16 protein-coding genes are annotated in these 17,702 nt (G+C 31.4%); 15 read left to right on the top strand and 1 reads right to left on the bottom strand.

Annotated elements, in window-relative coordinates; all coding sequences use genetic code 11:
* Positions 1-17: 17 nt before the first annotated feature.
* From R4Z09_RS26285 to R4Z09_RS26220, 14 genes are all read left to right on the top strand, one after another.
* Positions 18-1,250, top strand: coding sequence for a DegT/DnrJ/EryC1/StrS family aminotransferase (locus R4Z09_RS26285; RefSeq protein ID WP_338449643.1), 1,233 nt, complete (start codon positions 18-20; stop codon positions 1,248-1,250).
* A gap of 13 nt (positions 1,251-1,263) precedes the next feature.
* Positions 1,264-1,893 (top strand): sugar transferase, encoded by a 630-nt coding sequence (locus tag R4Z09_RS26280; RefSeq protein ID WP_338449642.1) that lies wholly within the window; start codon positions 1,264-1,266, stop codon positions 1,891-1,893.
* A gap of 14 nt (positions 1,894-1,907) precedes the next feature.
* On the top strand, positions 1,908-2,633 hold the full coding sequence (locus R4Z09_RS26275; RefSeq protein WP_338449641.1) for a GNAT family N-acetyltransferase: 726 nt from the start codon (positions 1,908-1,910) through the stop codon (positions 2,631-2,633).
* Between the two features lie 42 nt (positions 2,634-2,675).
* Positions 2,676-3,782, top strand: coding sequence for a glycosyltransferase family 4 protein (locus R4Z09_RS26270; RefSeq protein ID WP_338449640.1), 1,107 nt, complete (start codon positions 2,676-2,678; stop codon positions 3,780-3,782).
* A 72-nt stretch (positions 3,783-3,854) separates the two neighbouring features.
* Positions 3,855-5,246, top strand: a complete 1,392-nt coding sequence (locus R4Z09_RS26265) for an O-antigen polymerase (RefSeq protein WP_338449639.1) — start codon at positions 3,855-3,857, stop codon at positions 5,244-5,246.
* Between the two features lie 999 nt (positions 5,247-6,245).
* Positions 6,246-7,520, top strand: a complete 1,275-nt coding sequence (locus R4Z09_RS26260; RefSeq protein WP_338449638.1) for an oligosaccharide flippase family protein — start codon at positions 6,246-6,248, stop codon at positions 7,518-7,520.
* Positions 7,521-7,543: 23 nt separating this feature from the next.
* The gene (locus tag R4Z09_RS26255; RefSeq protein ID WP_338449637.1) at positions 7,544-8,116 is read left to right on the top strand and encodes a hypothetical protein; all 573 of its coding nucleotides are present in this window, start codon (positions 7,544-7,546) and stop codon (positions 8,114-8,116) included.
* Positions 8,113-9,066, top strand: a complete 954-nt coding sequence (locus R4Z09_RS26250; RefSeq protein WP_338449636.1) for a GNAT family N-acetyltransferase — start codon at positions 8,113-8,115, stop codon at positions 9,064-9,066. Before R4Z09_RS26255 ends, R4Z09_RS26250 begins: the two co-directional genes overlap by 4 nt.
* On the top strand, positions 9,063-10,418 hold the full coding sequence (locus tag R4Z09_RS26245; protein ID WP_338449635.1) for a polysaccharide deacetylase family protein: 1,356 nt from the start codon (positions 9,063-9,065) through the stop codon (positions 10,416-10,418). The genes R4Z09_RS26250 and R4Z09_RS26245 overlap by 4 nt, the downstream gene beginning before the upstream one ends.
* A gap of 113 nt (positions 10,419-10,531) precedes the next feature.
* Positions 10,532-11,590 carry a hypothetical protein gene (locus R4Z09_RS26240; RefSeq protein ID WP_338449634.1) on the top strand — a complete coding sequence of 353 codons (1,059 nt, stop codon included), beginning with the start codon at positions 10,532-10,534 and terminating at the stop codon, positions 11,588-11,590.
* A gap of 403 nt (positions 11,591-11,993) precedes the next feature.
* Complete coding sequence (locus R4Z09_RS26235; protein ID WP_338449633.1) at positions 11,994-13,322, top strand: nucleotide sugar dehydrogenase; 1,329 nt, start codon at positions 11,994-11,996, stop codon at positions 13,320-13,322.
* A 46-nt stretch (positions 13,323-13,368) separates the two neighbouring features.
* Positions 13,369-13,929, top strand: a complete 561-nt coding sequence (locus tag R4Z09_RS26230; RefSeq protein WP_338449632.1) for an acyltransferase — start codon at positions 13,369-13,371, stop codon at positions 13,927-13,929.
* A 25-nt stretch (positions 13,930-13,954) separates the two neighbouring features.
* The gene (locus R4Z09_RS26225; RefSeq protein ID WP_338449631.1) at positions 13,955-15,082 is read left to right on the top strand and encodes a DegT/DnrJ/EryC1/StrS family aminotransferase; all 1,128 of its coding nucleotides are present in this window, start codon (positions 13,955-13,957) and stop codon (positions 15,080-15,082) included.
* Between the two features lie 38 nt (positions 15,083-15,120).
* On the top strand, positions 15,121-16,131 hold the full coding sequence (locus R4Z09_RS26220) for a Gfo/Idh/MocA family oxidoreductase (protein WP_338449630.1): 1,011 nt from the start codon (positions 15,121-15,123) through the stop codon (positions 16,129-16,131).
* Positions 16,132-16,215: 84 nt separating this feature from the next.
* Here R4Z09_RS26220 and R4Z09_RS26215 read toward each other — a convergent pair whose 3' ends face one another.
* Positions 16,216-16,974, bottom strand: a complete 759-nt coding sequence (locus tag R4Z09_RS26215) for a hypothetical protein (protein ID WP_338449629.1) — start codon at positions 16,972-16,974, stop codon at positions 16,216-16,218.
* A gap of 517 nt (positions 16,975-17,491) precedes the next feature.
* On the opposite strand from R4Z09_RS26215, the gene R4Z09_RS26210 reads away from it, so the two are divergent.
* Positions 17,492-17,668 (top strand): hypothetical protein, encoded by a 177-nt coding sequence (locus R4Z09_RS26210; RefSeq protein ID WP_338449628.1) that lies wholly within the window; start codon positions 17,492-17,494, stop codon positions 17,666-17,668.
* The last annotated feature ends 34 nt before the right edge of the window (positions 17,669-17,702 follow it).

Here is a 17,702-nt window from a genome sequence, read left to right as displayed (position 1 = left end):
AAGTGAGGGAAATTTAAATGATTGATTTGAAAGTAAGAAATATACCATTCTCTCCACCAGATATTACAGATGCGGAGATTGAAGAAGTTATAAAAGCTATGAAGTCAGGTTGGATAACTACTGGACCTAGAACAAAGGAGTTTGAAAAAAGAATAGCAGAGTATGTCGGTACAAACAAAGCAGTTTGTTTAAACTCCGCAACAGCGGCTATGGAACTTACTCTTCGTATTTTAGGAGTAGGACCTGGTGATGAGGTAATTACATCAGCGTATACTTATACGGCAACTGCTTCTATTATTGATCATGTAGGTGCAAAAATTGTATTAATTGATACGGCCACAGATTCTTTTGAGATGGACTACTCAAAACTTGCCAATGCAATTACAGAGAAGACAAAAGTAATTATTCCTGTTGATATTGCAGGGAAGATGTGTAATTATGAAGCGATATTTGAAGCTATAGAAATGAGGAAAGAACTTTTTAAAGCTAACAATGAAGTACAGAAGTCATTTAATAGAGTGATTGTAATGACTGACGCCGCTCATGCTTTTGGAGCTGAAAGAAAAGGTATGAAATGTGGACAGGTTGCGGACTTTACTTGCTACTCTTTCCATGCAGTAAAGAATCTGACAACGGCTGAAGGCGGTGCAGTTGTTTGGAATGATAATCTAGGATTAGATGATGAATGGTTATACAAGCAATTCATGCTATACAGCCTTCATGGTCAATCTAAAGATGCACTTGCGAAAACGCAAAAGGGTGCATGGGAGTATGACATTGTCTATCCTGCTTATAAGTGTAATATGACCGATATTATGGCTGGATTTGGCTTAATGCAATTAAATAGATATGAAGGTCTATTAGTAAGACGTAAAGATATTATTGATCTGTATGATAAAGCCCTTTTACCATTGGGTATTCAAAGCTTGCAGCATTATGGTGACGACTTTGCTTCTTCAGGTCATCTTTATATAACTAGGATACCTGGGGTTAGTGAAGTAGAGAGAAATGAAATAATTGTTAAAATGGCTGAAGCTGGAATTGCATGTAATGTTCATTATAAGCCACTACCTATGTTTACAGCTTATAAGAATTTGGGGTTTGACATTAAGGATTATCCTAATGCTTTTGATGTTTATAAGAATGAGATTACACTTCCGCTTCATACTTTGTTGAGTGATGATGATGTGCAGTACGTGATTGAGAGTTATAAAAAGGTATTAAATGAAGTTTTAAGTGATAAGTTTTAGGTGGGATGAAGGAATGTATAAGAATTTTTTTAAAAGAGTATTTGATTTAATACTAGCAATAATTGCCCTACCTTTTTGGCTACTAATATTGATCATTATCGGTCCAATTATTTATGTTCAAGATAAAGGTTCAATTTTTTATAATGCCCCACGTTTAGGTAAGAATGGAAAAGTATTCAAGATGTATAAATTCCGTTCGATGAAGATGAATGCTCCCGACTTAAGAAATGAAGATGGATCAACCTTTAATGCAGAAGATGATCCAAGGCTAACAAATATCGGAAAATTTATTCGTAAAACTAGCCTTGATGAAACACCTCAGCTTTTAAACATTATTAAAGGTGATATGAGTATTATTGGACCTAGACCAGATTTACCAGAACATCTTGAAATGTATGAAGGAAATGAAAAACGGAAACTTGAAATTAGGCCGGGTGTTACTGGATATAACCAAGCATATTTCAGAAATACTATACCTTGGAAAGAAAGAATTCAAAATGATATTTACTATATCGAGTACCTTTCATGGTGGCTGGACATTAAGATATTCTTCAAAACAGCAATATCCGTGTTGAAGCGTGAAGATGTATATGCAACAGAAAAGAGTACTAGGTCAAACAAAAATTCAGGTGTAGAAATGTAAGGGGTGAAATTATTATGAAAAGTCTAGATAATGCTGTGACCTTCAATGATTTAACTTGGGATACAGACTTTTTTGGTGTTACAAGTGCTAAAGTTATACTGCATAGACCTCTTACATTAAATGAATGGGATAAACTAAAGACTAGATTCAATGATTATCAATTTATATCAATCATGAATGAAAACTCTGAGCCTATTAATGCACAGTTAGTTGGAAAAGATACATCAGCATTTTTAGCAGATGTGAATATACAATTTGAGAAAAAACTAGTAGGTTTAGGGGAAAAACCAGAAAATAATGTAACAATCCACAAAGCACTAGAGAGAAATGAAGAAATCATTGATATTGAAGATTTTCAGTTTTCAAAGTTTACAGAGGATCCTGATTTAGCTAAGCGTGGTGGAGGAGAAGTTTATCGGCAATGGCTTATTAATGCATTTGATAAGCCAGATAAGTTTTTTGCTCTATCCAAGAATGTAAATGAAGATATAAGTGGTTTCTTATTATATTCTTATCAAGATAATGCATGCGTAATTGAACTGATAGCTGTGTCTCAAAAAGAGATTCAAGGTGGCATTGGTAGTAGCTTATTTAAAACAGTTGAATATATAGCATATCATAATGGTTTTAAAGAAATTAAAGTAGGTACACAGGTCAGAAATTTAGGGGCGATCAACTTTTATCATAAAGTTGGCTGTAAACAGGTAGGTTGTCATCAAATTTATCATTTATGGAATTAAAATTAATATAATTATTACTCAAAGTAAGGTAAGGAGATTTTAATGAAGAAAATTCTAATTGTTTCAACTGTAAGTAGGCAGTTTTATTTGTTTGAACAGGGGAATATAGAAGTTATGAAATCCTTAGGTTACGAAGTCCATGCTGCTGCGAATTATAGTGATGCAAATGAAAGGTTAGATACTTTAGATATAATAAGACACCATTTTGATATAGAGCGTTCGCCATTTTCATTAAAGAATATACGTGCATATAAGCAACTTAAAGAAATAATGAAATCGGAGAATTTTGATGCAATTCATTGTCATTCACCAATGGGAGGAGTGCTGGCAAGGCTGGCTGCTAAAGCTACCGGAATATCATCTGTAATATATACTGCGCATGGATTTCATTTTTATAAAGGGGCATCAAAAATTAATTGGTTGATTTACTATCCAGTTGAAAAGTTGTTATCTAGTTATACTGATGTTCTTATTACTATTAATAAAGAGGACTATGAAAGAGCTAAGAAATTTAAAGCAAAAAGAGTCGTATATGTACCAGGAATTGGTGTTGATACAAATAAATTTAGAAATGTTTCTATCGATAGGGAAGCAAAACGGGAACAATTAGGTATACCAAAAAACACAGTAGTATTACTTTCTATAGGTGAAATGATAAAGAGAAAAAATCATGAGACTGCCTTAAAAGCCCTTGCAAATTTAGAAAATCAAAATTTTATTTATTTAATATGTGGTAGAGGTCAATTAGAGGATTATTTAATGAACCTTACTAAAACCCTAGGTATTGAAAATAGGGTAAGGTTTCTAGGATATAGAAATGATATACCTGAAATATGTATTGCATCTGATGTATTTTTATTTCCTTCATTTCAAGAAGGCTTACCTGTATCTGTAATGGAAGCTATGTCAGTTGGGTTACCTATAATATGTTCGGAAATTAGAGGAAATATAGATCTTTTAGATAATGGAGAGGGTGGATATTTACTTAATCCAATAGATATTGATGGATTTCAATTTTATATAAAAAGATTACTAGAAAATAATGAGTTACGAAAATCAATGGGAAGAAGAAACAGTGAAGAAGTTCTAAAATATGATAAAAAAGTAATAAAAGAGAAAATGAGAAAAATTTATTGTGAGAACATATGATCACAATATAGTTTTATTTAAGTTTTTATTTATTGGTAAATTAAAGTATGAATAAATAAGAAAGGTAAACCTATGGCATTAATTCACATTTTTACCTCTTTAATTGTAATATTTATTTCAAAGAAATTATTTATAATTGCCTTTGGGGAAATGAGAATAAATAAGTATATGCCTCATACACACCTATGGTTATGGCAATTAATCGTTTTATCATTAGTTGGAGCTAATTTAATGGTTGTAGGAGTAAGAGCAGATATCATAACTAATTTTGTTCAGAATGAACAATCATATCTATTTTCATTATGGTCTGTGTACTATACAATGCTTATGTTCCCAGTTGCAATAATATTTTTTAATAATATTATCGGTCTAAAAATTAATAAATATTTTAAGTTGTTTCTTAATAAAAAGGTGGAATATTCTTATAAAGACTCAGATAGTCGAATAAAAATATTTTTCTATTGTATGTCAATTATATCAATATTTGTAGTTGTATATTTATGTTACTATAATGCTCCATTATTTATGTATTTAACAGGGAGGATAGATAGGGTTTTAAATGCAAGAGTTGCATATGATCGTGCATTCGAAGGTTCTAAATTAATTAAAAACGTAATTGGAGAATCCATTATACCATTAGCTTCTTATATTGCTTTTGCTTATTATAAATTTACTAAACAAAAGCATTGGAAGATTATTTTTACCATTCTTTGTATGTGTGCATTATTCATAAGTGGAGCAAATATGTCAAAGTCTGGACTAGCATGGTATTTTTTACCTTATGTATTTATCATTACTTCAATGAATGGAAAAATTCCTTATAAAAAACTGTTTAAGATTATTTTAATAATAGCACCAATTCCTCTATACATGTACACAGTTCAATATGCTAGAGCAGGCTTTGGAATAACTGATATAATTTTGAATTTTTATGGTGGGCCGTTAGGTAGAATTTTTATTGGGCAAATACAATCGTTACCAGCATACTTTGAGATATTCCCTGATCTGTATGAATTTTTATTAGGAAAAAGTATATCATTATTTTCGTATATTGGGCTTCCTTTTATAGAAACTGCTCGTATTGCAGCAACTTATATTGAACCTGTGGGAGTTCAAGAGGGTTGGGTTAATGTAGCAAATACTTTTTTTATAGGCGATGCTTATGCAAATTTCGGTTTAATAGGTGTATTATTTAGTCCAATTTGGGTTGCATTTGTTTATTCTATTTTTTATCGGTTACTTGTAACGCACCGTAAAAGTCCATTATCAATAGGTTGTTATGTGTTTATTTTAAATAATTTAACCGAGAGTTTAACAGGAAGTTTTTTTTCAGCATACGTAGTAAATACTAGGGTCATTTCTTCATTATTATTTTTATTGTGTATTAAGATATTTGTTTCGTTATTAGGAGCGAATAACATTACTACAAGAAATAATAATGTAAAGAAAATAAACTTGTATTAGATTTTGCTTAATAAAATAATATGATTGATTTTCGAGTATTACAAGTTCTTTTAATTATGAATTAACGTACACAGTTTGAGATGGATGAATTCTATAAAAGCTATTCAGAATCGAGTTCATCATTGGATTGATCGTTCCTTTCCACAATATTTAAGTGATTTCGGAACTTGGGAAGTAGTAGATTCCTTACAGATTCTCAAGAGGGCTTTATTTCCTGATGAACAAAATTAACGTTAGAAACTCTAGCTGATCTCCGTAGGATCAAACCCCTTTGAATAGGAGGTAGTCTATAATTGATTTGTGTTGTTAATTAATTCCTATCCTAATTTAAAGTAACAAGAAAATAAACTTGAGTTTTGTCCTGAAAATTGATAAAGGGATATTTCGCATTTTGTTTTTAAATTTGCAACTAAGAAGAATAATTTTTAAGACCTTTATAACCTATATATTCTCATAGGTAATGAGCATTCTTGTAAAGAGTAATCACAGTAGATCTATGAATAAAGGTTAAGCAATTAAATCAGAAGCTTGGATCAGTATGCAAGTATTTATGTAATAGGCAAAAAAACGTGAGAAAGCATCGTCGTCCCCGCTTAATGCACATAGAATTATCAATACGTCGGAGAAATGGGAGGATGTGCTGCAATGATCAATGTAAGATCCAATAGTGATTCGAGCTTCTCCTTTTCTGTAAATATAAACAGAGGGCTTATTTAACTATGTTCTCCTACTCATGGATACCAATTAAACTCTGCAAAACAACGATTGTACTGTTTGTTATAATCTTAAAAAAACTGAGAGAAACAAAGAAAACGAGAGAAAAACATTATTTTTATTAAGGAGTATAATTGAGAGAGCAAAATCCAGTCATTACAAGAATCATAGTGTTAGATTTTAAGATGATAAATAAATGGGTTGAGTGTTGAGATAATATTAGATGCTAGCAATACTAAAAAAGAAATTTCGAATTAAATAACAACTTTTGAGAGAAGAATATCTATGATAAAAAAATATTTTAAGGGTGAGTTTAGTAGAAATGTTTTAACGTTATTTACTGGTACTTCAATGGCACAGCTGATACCGATTGCAATATCTCCCATATTAACTAGATTATATGGACCAGAGGAATTTGGAGTTTTTGCACTTTATACAGCTATAGTTTCAATCTTATCAGTAATTTCAACAGGGAGATATGAATTAGCAATAATTTTACCTCAGAAGGACAGTGAGGCAATTAATATCTCGGGTCTAGCATTTTTTCTCAATATAAGCATATCTTTATGTTTATTAGTAGTTTTCCTAATTGGTGAAGAACAGTTTAAAAGTATTTTTGGGTTGGATGAATTAGGAGTTTGGATTTATTTCTTGCCATTTTCAATAATGTTACTTGGTGCATATCAGATTATATACTATTGGTTAAATCGACGAAAAATGTATAAATATATGTCAACAAATAAAGTAACACAACAAGTATGGATTGGAGGTTCGAATCTTTCTCTTGGATATACAACGAATGGCGTAGGGTTGATATTTGGAACAATTGTGGGTCAATTGATTTCATTGGGTATAATAATTAAAAAAATTGCGAAACTAGAAAAGGATATTGTAAAACAAGTATCTAAGGAAGAGATGATTATACAAGCGAAAAGGTATAGTAATTTTCCGAGATATCTAACCTTTGCTCATACTCTAAATATAAGCTCTAGTAATTTATCAACTATACTTTTTACAAACTTTTTTAGTTCGGTTAGTGTAGGGTATTTTTCCTTAACTCAAAGAATACTCAGAATGCCATTAACACTAATTGGAAGTTCTATTTCAGATGTATTTAGACAAAAGGCAGTTGAGGAAATAATTGCAAAGGGTAATTGCAAAAATATATATATTAAAACATTCTGTAGCCTATTTTTCTTGGCATCTGTTCCTTTTGTACTTCTATATATTATTAGTCCTTGGTTATTTTCTTTTATATTTGGAGAAGAGTGGAGAGTTGCAGGCGATTATGCACGTTTAATGATGCCGATGTTATTTTTTCAATTTATAACAAGTCCGTTAAGTAGTCTGTTTATGATAATGGAAAAACAAAAACTAGACTTAATATGGCAAATTGGACTTTTTGTATTTACAACAACTGGTTTAGTTATAGGTTATATAATTTTTAATTCAATTGAAATTAGTATATTGTTGTTCTCTATTGCTTATAGCATTATGTATATTATAAATGGAATTATGACTTTTACGTTTGCTATTCACGGGGTTTCTATAGAAAAATAGTATCCAAGTTTAAAGGTGATTAAATGAGTCTTCTAAAAAAAATAATTAAACTAATACTTACAAGACTTTTTGTCAGAGAAACAGTTATCCTTTTTATGATGGATCAAGTCAAAGAAATTGTTTCTCCTGCAGTAATAAAAAAAGCAACCTACGAAAATATAAATGATATTTTGAACTTTCAAGAAGATAAGTATTTATCAACGTTTAAAGGTTTTTTAGAGAAAGGTGATATAGGTTATTTAGGTTACCTCAATTCACAATGTATACATCGTACTTGGGTAGTAACCCAGGAAGGAACGATTATATACATGCATCCATTGTTAAAGAGAAAACTGAATAAAAATGAAGTATATATACATTATTGTGAAACTTCGCCTTCTGCAAGAGGTAATAATGTGTATTCTCATGTTATTAGTGAAATTGCAAAAGAATATTCGAATAAAAAAGTGTTAATTTGTGTAAATAGGAAAAACATTCCATCTATAAGAGGCGTAATAAAGGCAGGGTATAAGCCGATTGAATCTATTACTGTTATTGCATTATTGGGATGTGTAGTTAATATTAAAAAAGATATAAAAGGTGTTGATCTTTTTTGAAAAACAAAGATAAATATAGAGAATTTTGCCGAGTTGAATCAACAATCCCTATTTTTTCGCAAGATTGGTGGCTAGATGCAGTTGTAGGAGAAGAACATTGGGATGTTGCTTTGGTTGAGGAAAACAATGAAATTATCGCTAGTCTTCCATATATGATAAAGAAAAAGCCATTTATTAAATATATTTCTATGCCAATGTTAACTCAAACAGCAGGTATTTGGATAAGATATCCTTTGGGCCAAAAATATATGGATAGGCTATCATTTGAAAAAGAAATATTTAATAAGATTATTGATAATTTACCTAAGGTAGACTATTTTTCACAAAACTTTCATTACTCTTTCACAAATTGGTTACCGTTTTACTGGAGAGGTTTTAGTCAAACAACAAGATATACTTATGTTATTGAGGACTTGACAGATTTGGACAAGGTATATAGGGAATTTGATAGATCAAAGAAAAAAGACATTAAAAAAGCTTTAAAACAGGTAAAAGTCGGTTTTGATTTATCAGCGAGGGAGTTTTATGAAAATCATAAATTAACATTATCTAAACAAGGACAAAAGATTTCATATCCTTTTGATGTTTTTGAGAGAATTTATAATAGTGTTTACTCGAGAAAAGCTGGAAGGATTATTTGGGCAAAAGATAATCATGGACATCTTCATAGTGCCTTGTTTGTTATTTGGGATGGACAAAGTGCTTATGATTTGATAAGTACTATTGATCCGGATTATAGAAATAGTGGCTCAGCAACATTGTTGATATTAGAAATAATAAAATATATAGCTGATAAAACTAGAAAATTTGATTTTGAAGGTAGTATGATTGAAACCGTCGAAAGATCGTTTAGAAAGTTTGGTGCAGTTCAAAAACCTTATTTTAAAATTACAAAAACATATTCCAAATTATTAAAAATACGTGGTGTAATAAATGAGGTTTTGAAATGATTACAATCTATCATCCAAGAAATTTTATAGACGAGCGGACTTATATCATTGAAGTTTTATTTAGTGAATTTTTAGGAATAGAGTATAAGTTATTTGAGTATGAGGGCGAAAATTATAAAATTATTTTAGAAAATAATACAACTTTAATAATAGTAGATTCATTTTTTAATAATCAAGATAGCAACATGTATTTAGATATTAAAAATATACCTTCGTATGTAAATTTTATTACTAATCCATTTATAATTGAGAAGGATATTCCAATTCTATACGGAACCGATCAACTAGAAGTAACTAAAAATCAAATTATCTGTGGAATTGATATTTTTGCCTCTTCATTTTTTATGCTGACTCGTTGGGAGGAATATGTAAATAAAGAGCGAGATATATATAATCGTTTTCCAGCTGTTGCAAGTGTGGCATTTAAAAATGGCTTTCTGGAACGTCCTATTGTTAACGAATATGTTGAAATGCTTTGGAATATGCTTACTTATTTAGGCGTAGAGCAAAAACGAAAACTGCGTAAATTTGAGTTTATTGTTACACATGATGTTGACATTATTACTTATTGGAAAAACCTTAAAACTAATGTACGAATACTTGGAGGAGATCTCATAAAGAGAAAAAGTATTTATGTATTTTTTGAGCATTTACTTGAACTCTTGCAGGTGAAAATAGGAAAGAGAAAAGATCCGTTTGATTCGTTTGATTACATTATGGATTTGTCGGAAGCTGCAAATATTAAGTCACGATTTTATTTTATGAGTGGCGGTGTGACAAAATTCGATAATTATTTCAAAATAAATGAGTCAGCTGCTTTGAATATACTTAATAAGGTGAAGGAAAGAGGTCATATTATAGGATTTCATCCGAGCTTTAATGCCTATAATGATCCAATTCAGTGGAAGAAAGAAAAAGTACTATTAGAAGAAACAGCTAATGTCACAGTAAAAGAGGGAAGGCAACACTTTTTACGTTTTGAAGCCCCGATAACCTGGAATATTTGGAACGAAGAAGAAATGGAAATGGACTGCACCTTATGTTATGCGGATAAAGAAGGTTTTCGCTGTGGCACGTGTTATGAGTTTCCAGTATTTGATTTTTTGAGTAGAAAACAGCTTTCATTGAAAGAGTATCCGCTTATTGTTATGGAAGCTAGTTTTACTGCTTATCAGACAGTCGCACCTCAATATATGGAGGAGAAAACAAAGGCCTTGATTGAAAAAACAAAAAAATACAATGGGAATTTCGTGTATTTATGGCATAATTCTAGTTTTAATATCCCCGCATGGAAGTCATTCCAACCAGTATATGAAAATATATTGAGATCTCAAATCAAGGTGAGAAAATAAAAATGGCTTCTTCAAGTCATGATTACTCGATAGTTATCAATTAATGTAAGTAGAGTTTTTATTAGAATTTGTGCTTCAAGGAATCTATAAATAAAGATGGAAGAGGAGTATTAATGAGAATTGCATATGTAGTTGCTGAAAGTCTTGAAAAGGAGCATGGCGTTTCAAAAAAGATTTATAATCAAATAAAGTTTTGGATATCAGAAGGACATCAAGTTAGATTATTTTACTTTTCAAACAAATCTTTGAATCCTTTGTTTACTAAATTAGATTATCAAATAGTCCGATATCAAAATAGAGTTGATTTTGTACTAAATTTAAAATATTTTTCTGTAATTCAAGAATGGTCTCCAGAAATCATCTATTTTCGAAGGTACTTATATAGTCGGACCTTTTCAAAAATGTTAAAAGTTTTTCCTGGAATAATAGAAATCAATACTGATGATATCGAAGAAACTAAACTTACATTTCCTTTGGTTATAAGAATGTTTCACAAATTTACTCGTGAATTATTATTTAAAAAAGCAACCGGTTTTGTATGTGTTACTCATGAACTGAGAAAAAAATGGATGCAATACAGTTCCAATGTAATTACTATATCAAATGGTATAAATGGTTCTTATATTGGTAAGCAAGTAACGAGACAATCTAATAAAAGATTTCAAGTCCTTTTTTTAGGCTCCCCCAACCAATCATGGCATGGGTTAGATAAAATAAAGTTTTTAGCTGAAAACCTACCAGATATTGATTTTCACATTATTGGTACTCAGGAATTAAAAAATTCGCCTGTTAATTTAAAACAATATGGATACCTCAATGAGGTAGAATATTTGGGAATTTTAAATCAATGTGACGTTTCAATTGGAACTCTGGCACTTCATAGAAAAAAAATGATGGAAGCTTGTCCTCTCAAAACGAGAGAATATCTTAAGTACGGGCTACCGACGATTGTTGGTTATCAAGATAGTGATTTTTTAAATAAAAATACCGAATTTTTAATGCATCTCCCAAATGAAGAAAACAATGTTAAAAATAATATAAAGGAAATAAAAGAATTCATAGAAAGCTCGCGAAATACAATAATAAAGGAAAATGATGTGAGACATATTTTTAATGAGTATAAAGAAAAAGAACGCTTGGAATTTATGATGAAGTCATTAAATAAAATGTAGTTGTTATTAGTTCTAACTGCCAAGTAAATTACGAAATTCCTCATAACTAATTGATTTTGCGTTATTATATTTACCTTTATAGATACTAATAAAGAGAATTTTTATATGATTTGGTAAGTTCGCATATGAAAATTTTAAGGGGAAAACACTCATTAAATCGTTTGGGTTCTATTTATTCCTTACTTTACAGCAATTACTGGTGGATTATAACAATACAATTTATATCCATTTTCATAAAGACTACATGTACGATATTACACAGAATGAATGAAGTATTCAAATTAATACAATCCTAAGAACAGTCTCTAGATAATGATAATGTCTGCAGTATCCACACCACTGTTATTTGAAGATGCAAATTAAAACAAATCTGTCAAGTAATGAAAAAGGAGAAAATTAAATAATGGCTACCACTTATACTTTAACAAATAAACTAAAAGAAATATTATTAAATAAAACTGCAATACTTGGAGTTGTTGGTTTAGGATATGTAGGCTTACCTTTAGCGGTAGAAAAAGCTAAAGCTGGATTTAAAACCATTGGTTTTGACGTACAAGAATCTAAAGTTGAAATGGTTAACTCAGGAAAGAATTATATCGGTGATGTAGTTAATGAAGATCTTCAAGAAATAGTCGAATCAGGACTTCTTTCTGCTACAACTGACTTTGCTCAGGTTGCCAATGCAGATTGTGTATGTATTTGTGTTCCAACACCACTCGATGAGCACCAACAGCCAGATATTAGTTATGTAAAAACCTCTGCAGAAAACATTGTCCCATATATGCATAAAGATATGCTAATTGTTTTAGAATCAACTACTTATCCTGGAACAACGGAAGAACTTTTAAAGCCAATTCTCGAAACATCAGGGTTAAAATGTGGGGAAGACTTCTATCTTGCTTTTTCTCCCGAACGTGTAGATCCTGGTAATTTGGTTTATAAGACGAAAAATACACCAAAGGTGGTTGGAGGAATTACTCCAGAATGTACCGATGTTGCAGCTGCTCTATATGAAAGTATATTAGAAGCACCAATCCATCGTGTTTCTTCTCCGGCAATTGCTGAGATGGAGAAAATTCTTGAAAACACTTATAGAAATGTAAACATCGGTCTCGTTAACGAACTTGCTATTTTATGTAATAAGATGGGCATTAACTTTTGGGAAGTAGTAGATGCTGCAAAATCAAAGCCTTATGGGTTCCAAGCTTTTTATCCTGGTCCTGGGTTAGGGGGACACTGCATTCCTCTAGACCCGTATTATCTATCTTGGAAGGCACGTGAATATGGCTTCCATACTTCAATGATTGAATCTTCAATGATGGTAAATGACCGTATGCCGGAATATTGTGTTGAAAGAGCTAGTAAGATTTTAAATAGACATAAAAAGGCTATGAATGGATCAAAAGTTTTAGTGTTAGGTGTAGCATATAAACAAGATATTGATGATTATAGAGAAAGTCCAGCTTTAAGAGTGATTGAGGAGCTTGAAAAAGAAGGTGCAGAGGTTATCTATTTTGATCCTTATGTTCCTGAGTATCATGAACATGGTAAGGTGAAAAAGGGAGAATCAGAATTAACCGTCGAGCTAATAGAAAGTGTTGACTTGGTTATCGTTACTGCTGCACACACTATTGTAGATTACGATCTTGTTCAGCAACATGCACAGGAAATATTTGACACTAAAAATGCAATGAGGAATGTAAAAAATAGGGATAATATTGAATTACTATAGGAAGTAAAAATTTTACTTCCTCTTTTTATTGGAGGTTGTCTTTGATATGAATTACTATGTTCATGAAAGTAGCTATATAGATGAGAATGTAACAATCGGTGAAGGAACAAAAATATGGCATTTTAGCCATGTACAAAAAGGAGCCCAGATTGGCAAAAATTGTTCGCTTGGCCAGAATGTTAACATCTCGAATAATGTTAAGATTGGAAATGGAGTAAAAATTCAAAATAACGTAGCAGTCTATGAAGGTGTTAAATTAGAGGATTATGTATTTTGTGGTCCTTCAATGGTATTTACAAATGACTTAACTCCAAGAAGTAAATATCCTAAAGGTAGTGAAGGTTACAAAAAGACACTAGTAAAGTATGGAGCCTCAATAGGTGCTAATGCAACTATCGTATGTGGGAATACTATCGGAAAATGGGCAATGATAGCTTCGGGAGCTGTAGTAACAAAAGATGTACCGGATTATGCTTTAATGGCAGGTGTGCCAGCAAAACAAATAGGCTGGGTGTGTGAATGTGGAATGCCTCTCAAAGAGACGCATAAATGTAATGATTGTGATCGAGAATACAAAGTCGTAGATAGTGTACTAATTAAACAATAATTAATATAGACATGGAGAGATTATAGTGGAATTTAGGGATTTAAAAACTCAATATCAAAAGTATAAGAACGAGATTGATTTAGCAGTACAAGAAGTTATGCAAAGTGCAAGTTTTATTGGTGGGAAGCATGTAAATGAACTAGAACAACAATTAGCAGAATATGTTGGAGTAAAACATTGCATTACTTGCGCAAATGGAACAGATGCACTTTCCCTAGTATTAATGGCTTGGGGAGTTAAAGAAGGGGATGCAGTTTTTGTACCAGACTTTACATTCTTTTCAACTGGTGAAGTTGTGTCATTTAATGGGGCTACTCCAGTATTCGTAGATGTGGACGAAACTACTTTTAATATTGATACAGAGAAATTAGAAAAAGCTATACAAAAAACACTTGCTGAAGGTAAATTAACTCCAAGGATTGTAATTCCTGTTGATTTATTTGGACTTCCGGCTAATTATAAGAAAGTTGAAAGAATTGCTAAACAGTATAACCTTTTAGTGTTAGAAGATGGAGCACAAGGTTTTGGTGGTAATATTGATGGAAAGATGGCATGTAGTTTTGGAAATGCTGCTACAACTTCCTTTTTCCCTGCAAAACCATTAGGCTGTTATGGTGATGGCGGCGCTATTTTTACAAATGATGATGAATTGGCTCAATTATTAAAGTCTATAAAGGTTCATGGAAAAGGAAATAATAAATATGATAACGTTAGAATTGGCGTTAACTCAAGATTAGATACGATGCAGGCTGCTATATTACAAATTAAATTAAGAGCTTTTATCGAGCATGAATTGAAAGATGTTAATAAGGCATATCAACGTTATAATCAAAAGTTAAATGGCATTGTAGAAACTCCAATTATCCCAGATGGATATTACTCAAGCTTTGCTCAATATACAATAAAACTTCAATCTAAAGAACAACGGGATGGTTTACAGGCAAAACTTAAAGAAAACGGAATTCCAAGTATGATTTATTACATTAAACCAATGCATAAACAAGAAGCATTTTCGAATTTAGTGTTTGATGATAATGAATATGAAGTAACTAATAAATTATGCAATACGGTCCTATCATTGCCAATGCATCCTTACATAAAAGAGGAGAATATTGAGGCAGTATGTAATGTAATTCAGGATTTCTTAAAATAATAAGTGCTTAAATTTTACTAGAAAGAAGAGAATTGATTATGAATTTTGCAATTGTAGGGTGCGGTTTTATTGCCAATAAGCATGCAAAAGCTATTAGTGAAATAGAAAATGCCAAACTTGTGGCAGTTTGTGATAAGGTTCCAGCAGCAATGGAACCTTATGCAAATGAATATGGAGCTACTCCGTATACCGAAGTAGACGATATGTTAGAAAAGGAAAATATTGATGTAGTTTGCATTTGTACACCAAGCGGATTCCATGCATCTATTGCTGTACAAGTAGCTAATGCTAAAAAACATATTATTGTTGAAAAACCTATTGCCATGACATTAGAAGATACAGATAAGATTATAGAGACTTGTAAAATCAACAATGTAAAATTATCTGTTGTACACCCTAATCGTTATAGACCTGTTGTTCAAGAATTAAGAAAAATTCTAGAAGAGAATCTACTTGGAAAAATAAGTCATGCAAGTTGTATCGTTAACTGGAATCGTAATCAGGAATATTATGATCAAGCTCCATGGCGTGGGACTAAACAACATGATGGTGGCGTTCTAATGAATCAAGCAATCCATAATCTTGATTTATTACTATGGTTTATGGGAAAACCTAAGCAAGTATTTAGCATGGAAGCAACTAGATTACGTAAAATTGAAGCTGAAGACGTCTCTGTTGGCGTAATTCAATTTGAGTCAGGTGCATTAGGAACGGTAGAAGCCTCTACTACGGTCTATCCTAAAAACTTCGAAGAATCAATAACATTATTCGGTGAAAAGGGAACAGTAAAGATTGGCGGAACTAATGCATTATTCTTCGAACATTTAGTTATTGAAGGAATGGCAGAAAATCAAATTAATGATTTAAAAATAAGTATTAAAGCTGATCCATGGGGAACTCCGGGTCATCAATGGATTATTAAGGACATGGTTAATGCTATTAATGAAAATCGGGAGCCTCAAGTAACTGGGGAAGATGGTAGAAGCGCTTTAAAACTTGTGTTATCTTTCTACGAATCAGCAAAACTAAATTTGCCAGTTCAATTTTGATTGGCATAAATGAAAAGGGGAGCATTTAAATTGCTCTCCTTTTCATTTATTTTAAGAAGATTAATAAGGTCTTTGTGGTCTTTGTTACTGTTTTATCTTAGCTGGATATATCCAATTTTCTCCTTGAATATCCACTTTATAAAGCTCTTTTTCCTTTTGACCTAGTTTATTCATTAAATTGTGTGTCTGTAGTTGGTTATCAACATCGTATGTATATTGTATTCTTTCTTTGTGGATTGTACTATATATAACTGTTACTTTTTTTGGGTAAACATAGTTAGAGCCCACTTTTGCAATCGGTATAAATAGTTCTGTGTTTTTTTCTAAAACACTGATATGAGATTTGATTATGTATGGGGATAAAGTGTTCTCTATATCATCTTTCTCACCAAAAAGATAGGCTGTTATTTCACAGTCTAAAATAATCTCAGGTAGTCCACTATGATGAATTTTATAAAAGGGAATATTCATACCTTTACTATTCGGGTCTTTTTGGATTTCATCATAATACTTATTTGATAATATCTTACTGTTATAATGGGTAACAACTCCGTTTAAGTTAACTGGTCCAATAAATTCTTCCAAAATAATATAAGATCTACTACTTTCAATATTATTTTTTTCATTCTCTTTATTCTGAACTTTGATTTGCCCTGATGCAATTATATATGCAACTATACCCCCAATAATTCCTCCTGAGTAATTTCCAAAAAAACCAAGCCAATCTAAAGGTTCACCAAATGAAGTACCAAATGAAGGTAAAAACATAAGAATGTTAACAACAATTGGTGCAATTAAAATCCAAACAATAATCTTCCATTTGCTTTCTTTGTCTAATTTCATTCAAAAACCTCCATTTAATTAATATTCGACAAAGGTTTAAAAGTTTCCTTTTTAAGAGAGTCTTTTGTTTATATAAAAAGTAAGGATTAGCGTCAAATCCTGCTCAGATAAACGAAAGAAAAAGTAAATACTTGATGGGGACGGTTCTCACGTTTCATTGACAGGAGAAGCTCTATGAAGAATAATCATGTAGGGCTTCTATAAAAAATAAAAATCGTCCCCGCTGTTCTTAAAAAGAACCGACCTCTTTCCACCAATTTCTGATGTTCAAACAATCTATCAAATAATTAATAAAACCTTTCAGGTATTTAGAATTAGATGTTGAATATTAATATAGATTTGTAAATACCATATAAACGATTGTATCTCTCATTTCTCCTCTATATTAAACCAAAACGTGTTTTTCCATTTTTATCATCTATTTTTTCCACTTTTATTATGATCATAATTGTATAAGATTAGCAGGAGGTAATATTAATAACTGCCAAAATACGGAACAGTAGAAAAGGTGGAAGGGATGCTGCCTGCACTGATGGCAGCAAAATTTGCAAAGATTCCTTTTGAAAAATTAACGGCAACAAGTCCATTGCAGGAACATCAATTGAAAATGATTAGACAAATGTCTACCAAACGACAATGGAGCAACCGTGTACAAATAAAAATCATTCGCTTAGCAAGAAACAAACCTATCTGATCTAGAGGGAAGTCGTGAAATTACAGATGAATCG

Origin of the sequence: Niallia oryzisoli (genome assembly GCF_036670025.1) — a bacterium.
Lineage (GTDB): Bacteria > Bacillota > Bacilli > Bacillales > Cytobacillaceae > Bacillus_BD > Bacillus_BD oryzisoli.
Note: the sequence above shows the minus strand (reverse complement) of the source record. Positions and strands in the feature narration are given on the sequence as shown.

What these genes read in the sequence shown, in the direction of transcription:
- R4Z09_RS26285 (WP_338449643.1), top strand. Translation starts at nt 18, where the DNA reads ATGATTGATTTGAAAGTAAGAAATATACCATTCTCTCCACCAGATATT.
- R4Z09_RS26280 (WP_338449642.1), top strand. Translation starts at nt 1,264, where the DNA reads ATGTATAAGAATTTTTTTAAAAGAGTATTTGATTTAATACTAGCAATA.
- R4Z09_RS26275 (WP_338449641.1), top strand. Translation starts at nt 1,908, where the DNA reads ATGAAAAGTCTAGATAATGCTGTGACCTTCAATGATTTAACTTGGGAT.
- R4Z09_RS26270 (WP_338449640.1), top strand. Translation starts at nt 2,676, where the DNA reads ATGAAGAAAATTCTAATTGTTTCAACTGTAAGTAGGCAGTTTTATTTG.
- R4Z09_RS26265 (WP_338449639.1), top strand. Translation starts at nt 3,855, where the DNA reads ATGGCATTAATTCACATTTTTACCTCTTTAATTGTAATATTTATTTCA.
- R4Z09_RS26260 (WP_338449638.1), top strand. Translation starts at nt 6,246, where the DNA reads ATGATAAAAAAATATTTTAAGGGTGAGTTTAGTAGAAATGTTTTAACG.
- R4Z09_RS26255 (WP_338449637.1), top strand. Translation starts at nt 7,544, where the DNA reads ATGAGTCTTCTAAAAAAAATAATTAAACTAATACTTACAAGACTTTTT.
- R4Z09_RS26245 (WP_338449635.1), top strand. Translation starts at nt 9,063, where the DNA reads ATGATTACAATCTATCATCCAAGAAATTTTATAGACGAGCGGACTTAT.
- R4Z09_RS26240 (WP_338449634.1), top strand. Translation starts at nt 10,532, where the DNA reads ATGAGAATTGCATATGTAGTTGCTGAAAGTCTTGAAAAGGAGCATGGC.
- R4Z09_RS26235 (WP_338449633.1), top strand. Translation starts at nt 11,994, where the DNA reads ATGGCTACCACTTATACTTTAACAAATAAACTAAAAGAAATATTATTA.
- R4Z09_RS26230 (WP_338449632.1), top strand. Translation starts at nt 13,369, where the DNA reads ATGAATTACTATGTTCATGAAAGTAGCTATATAGATGAGAATGTAACA.
- R4Z09_RS26220 (WP_338449630.1), top strand. Translation starts at nt 15,121, where the DNA reads ATGAATTTTGCAATTGTAGGGTGCGGTTTTATTGCCAATAAGCATGCA.
- R4Z09_RS26215 (WP_338449629.1), bottom strand. Translation starts at nt 16,974, where the DNA reads ATGAAATTAGACAAAGAAAGCAAATGGAAGATTATTGTTTGGATTTTA.
- R4Z09_RS26210 (WP_338449628.1), top strand. Translation starts at nt 17,492, where the DNA reads ATGCTGCCTGCACTGATGGCAGCAAAATTTGCAAAGATTCCTTTTGAA.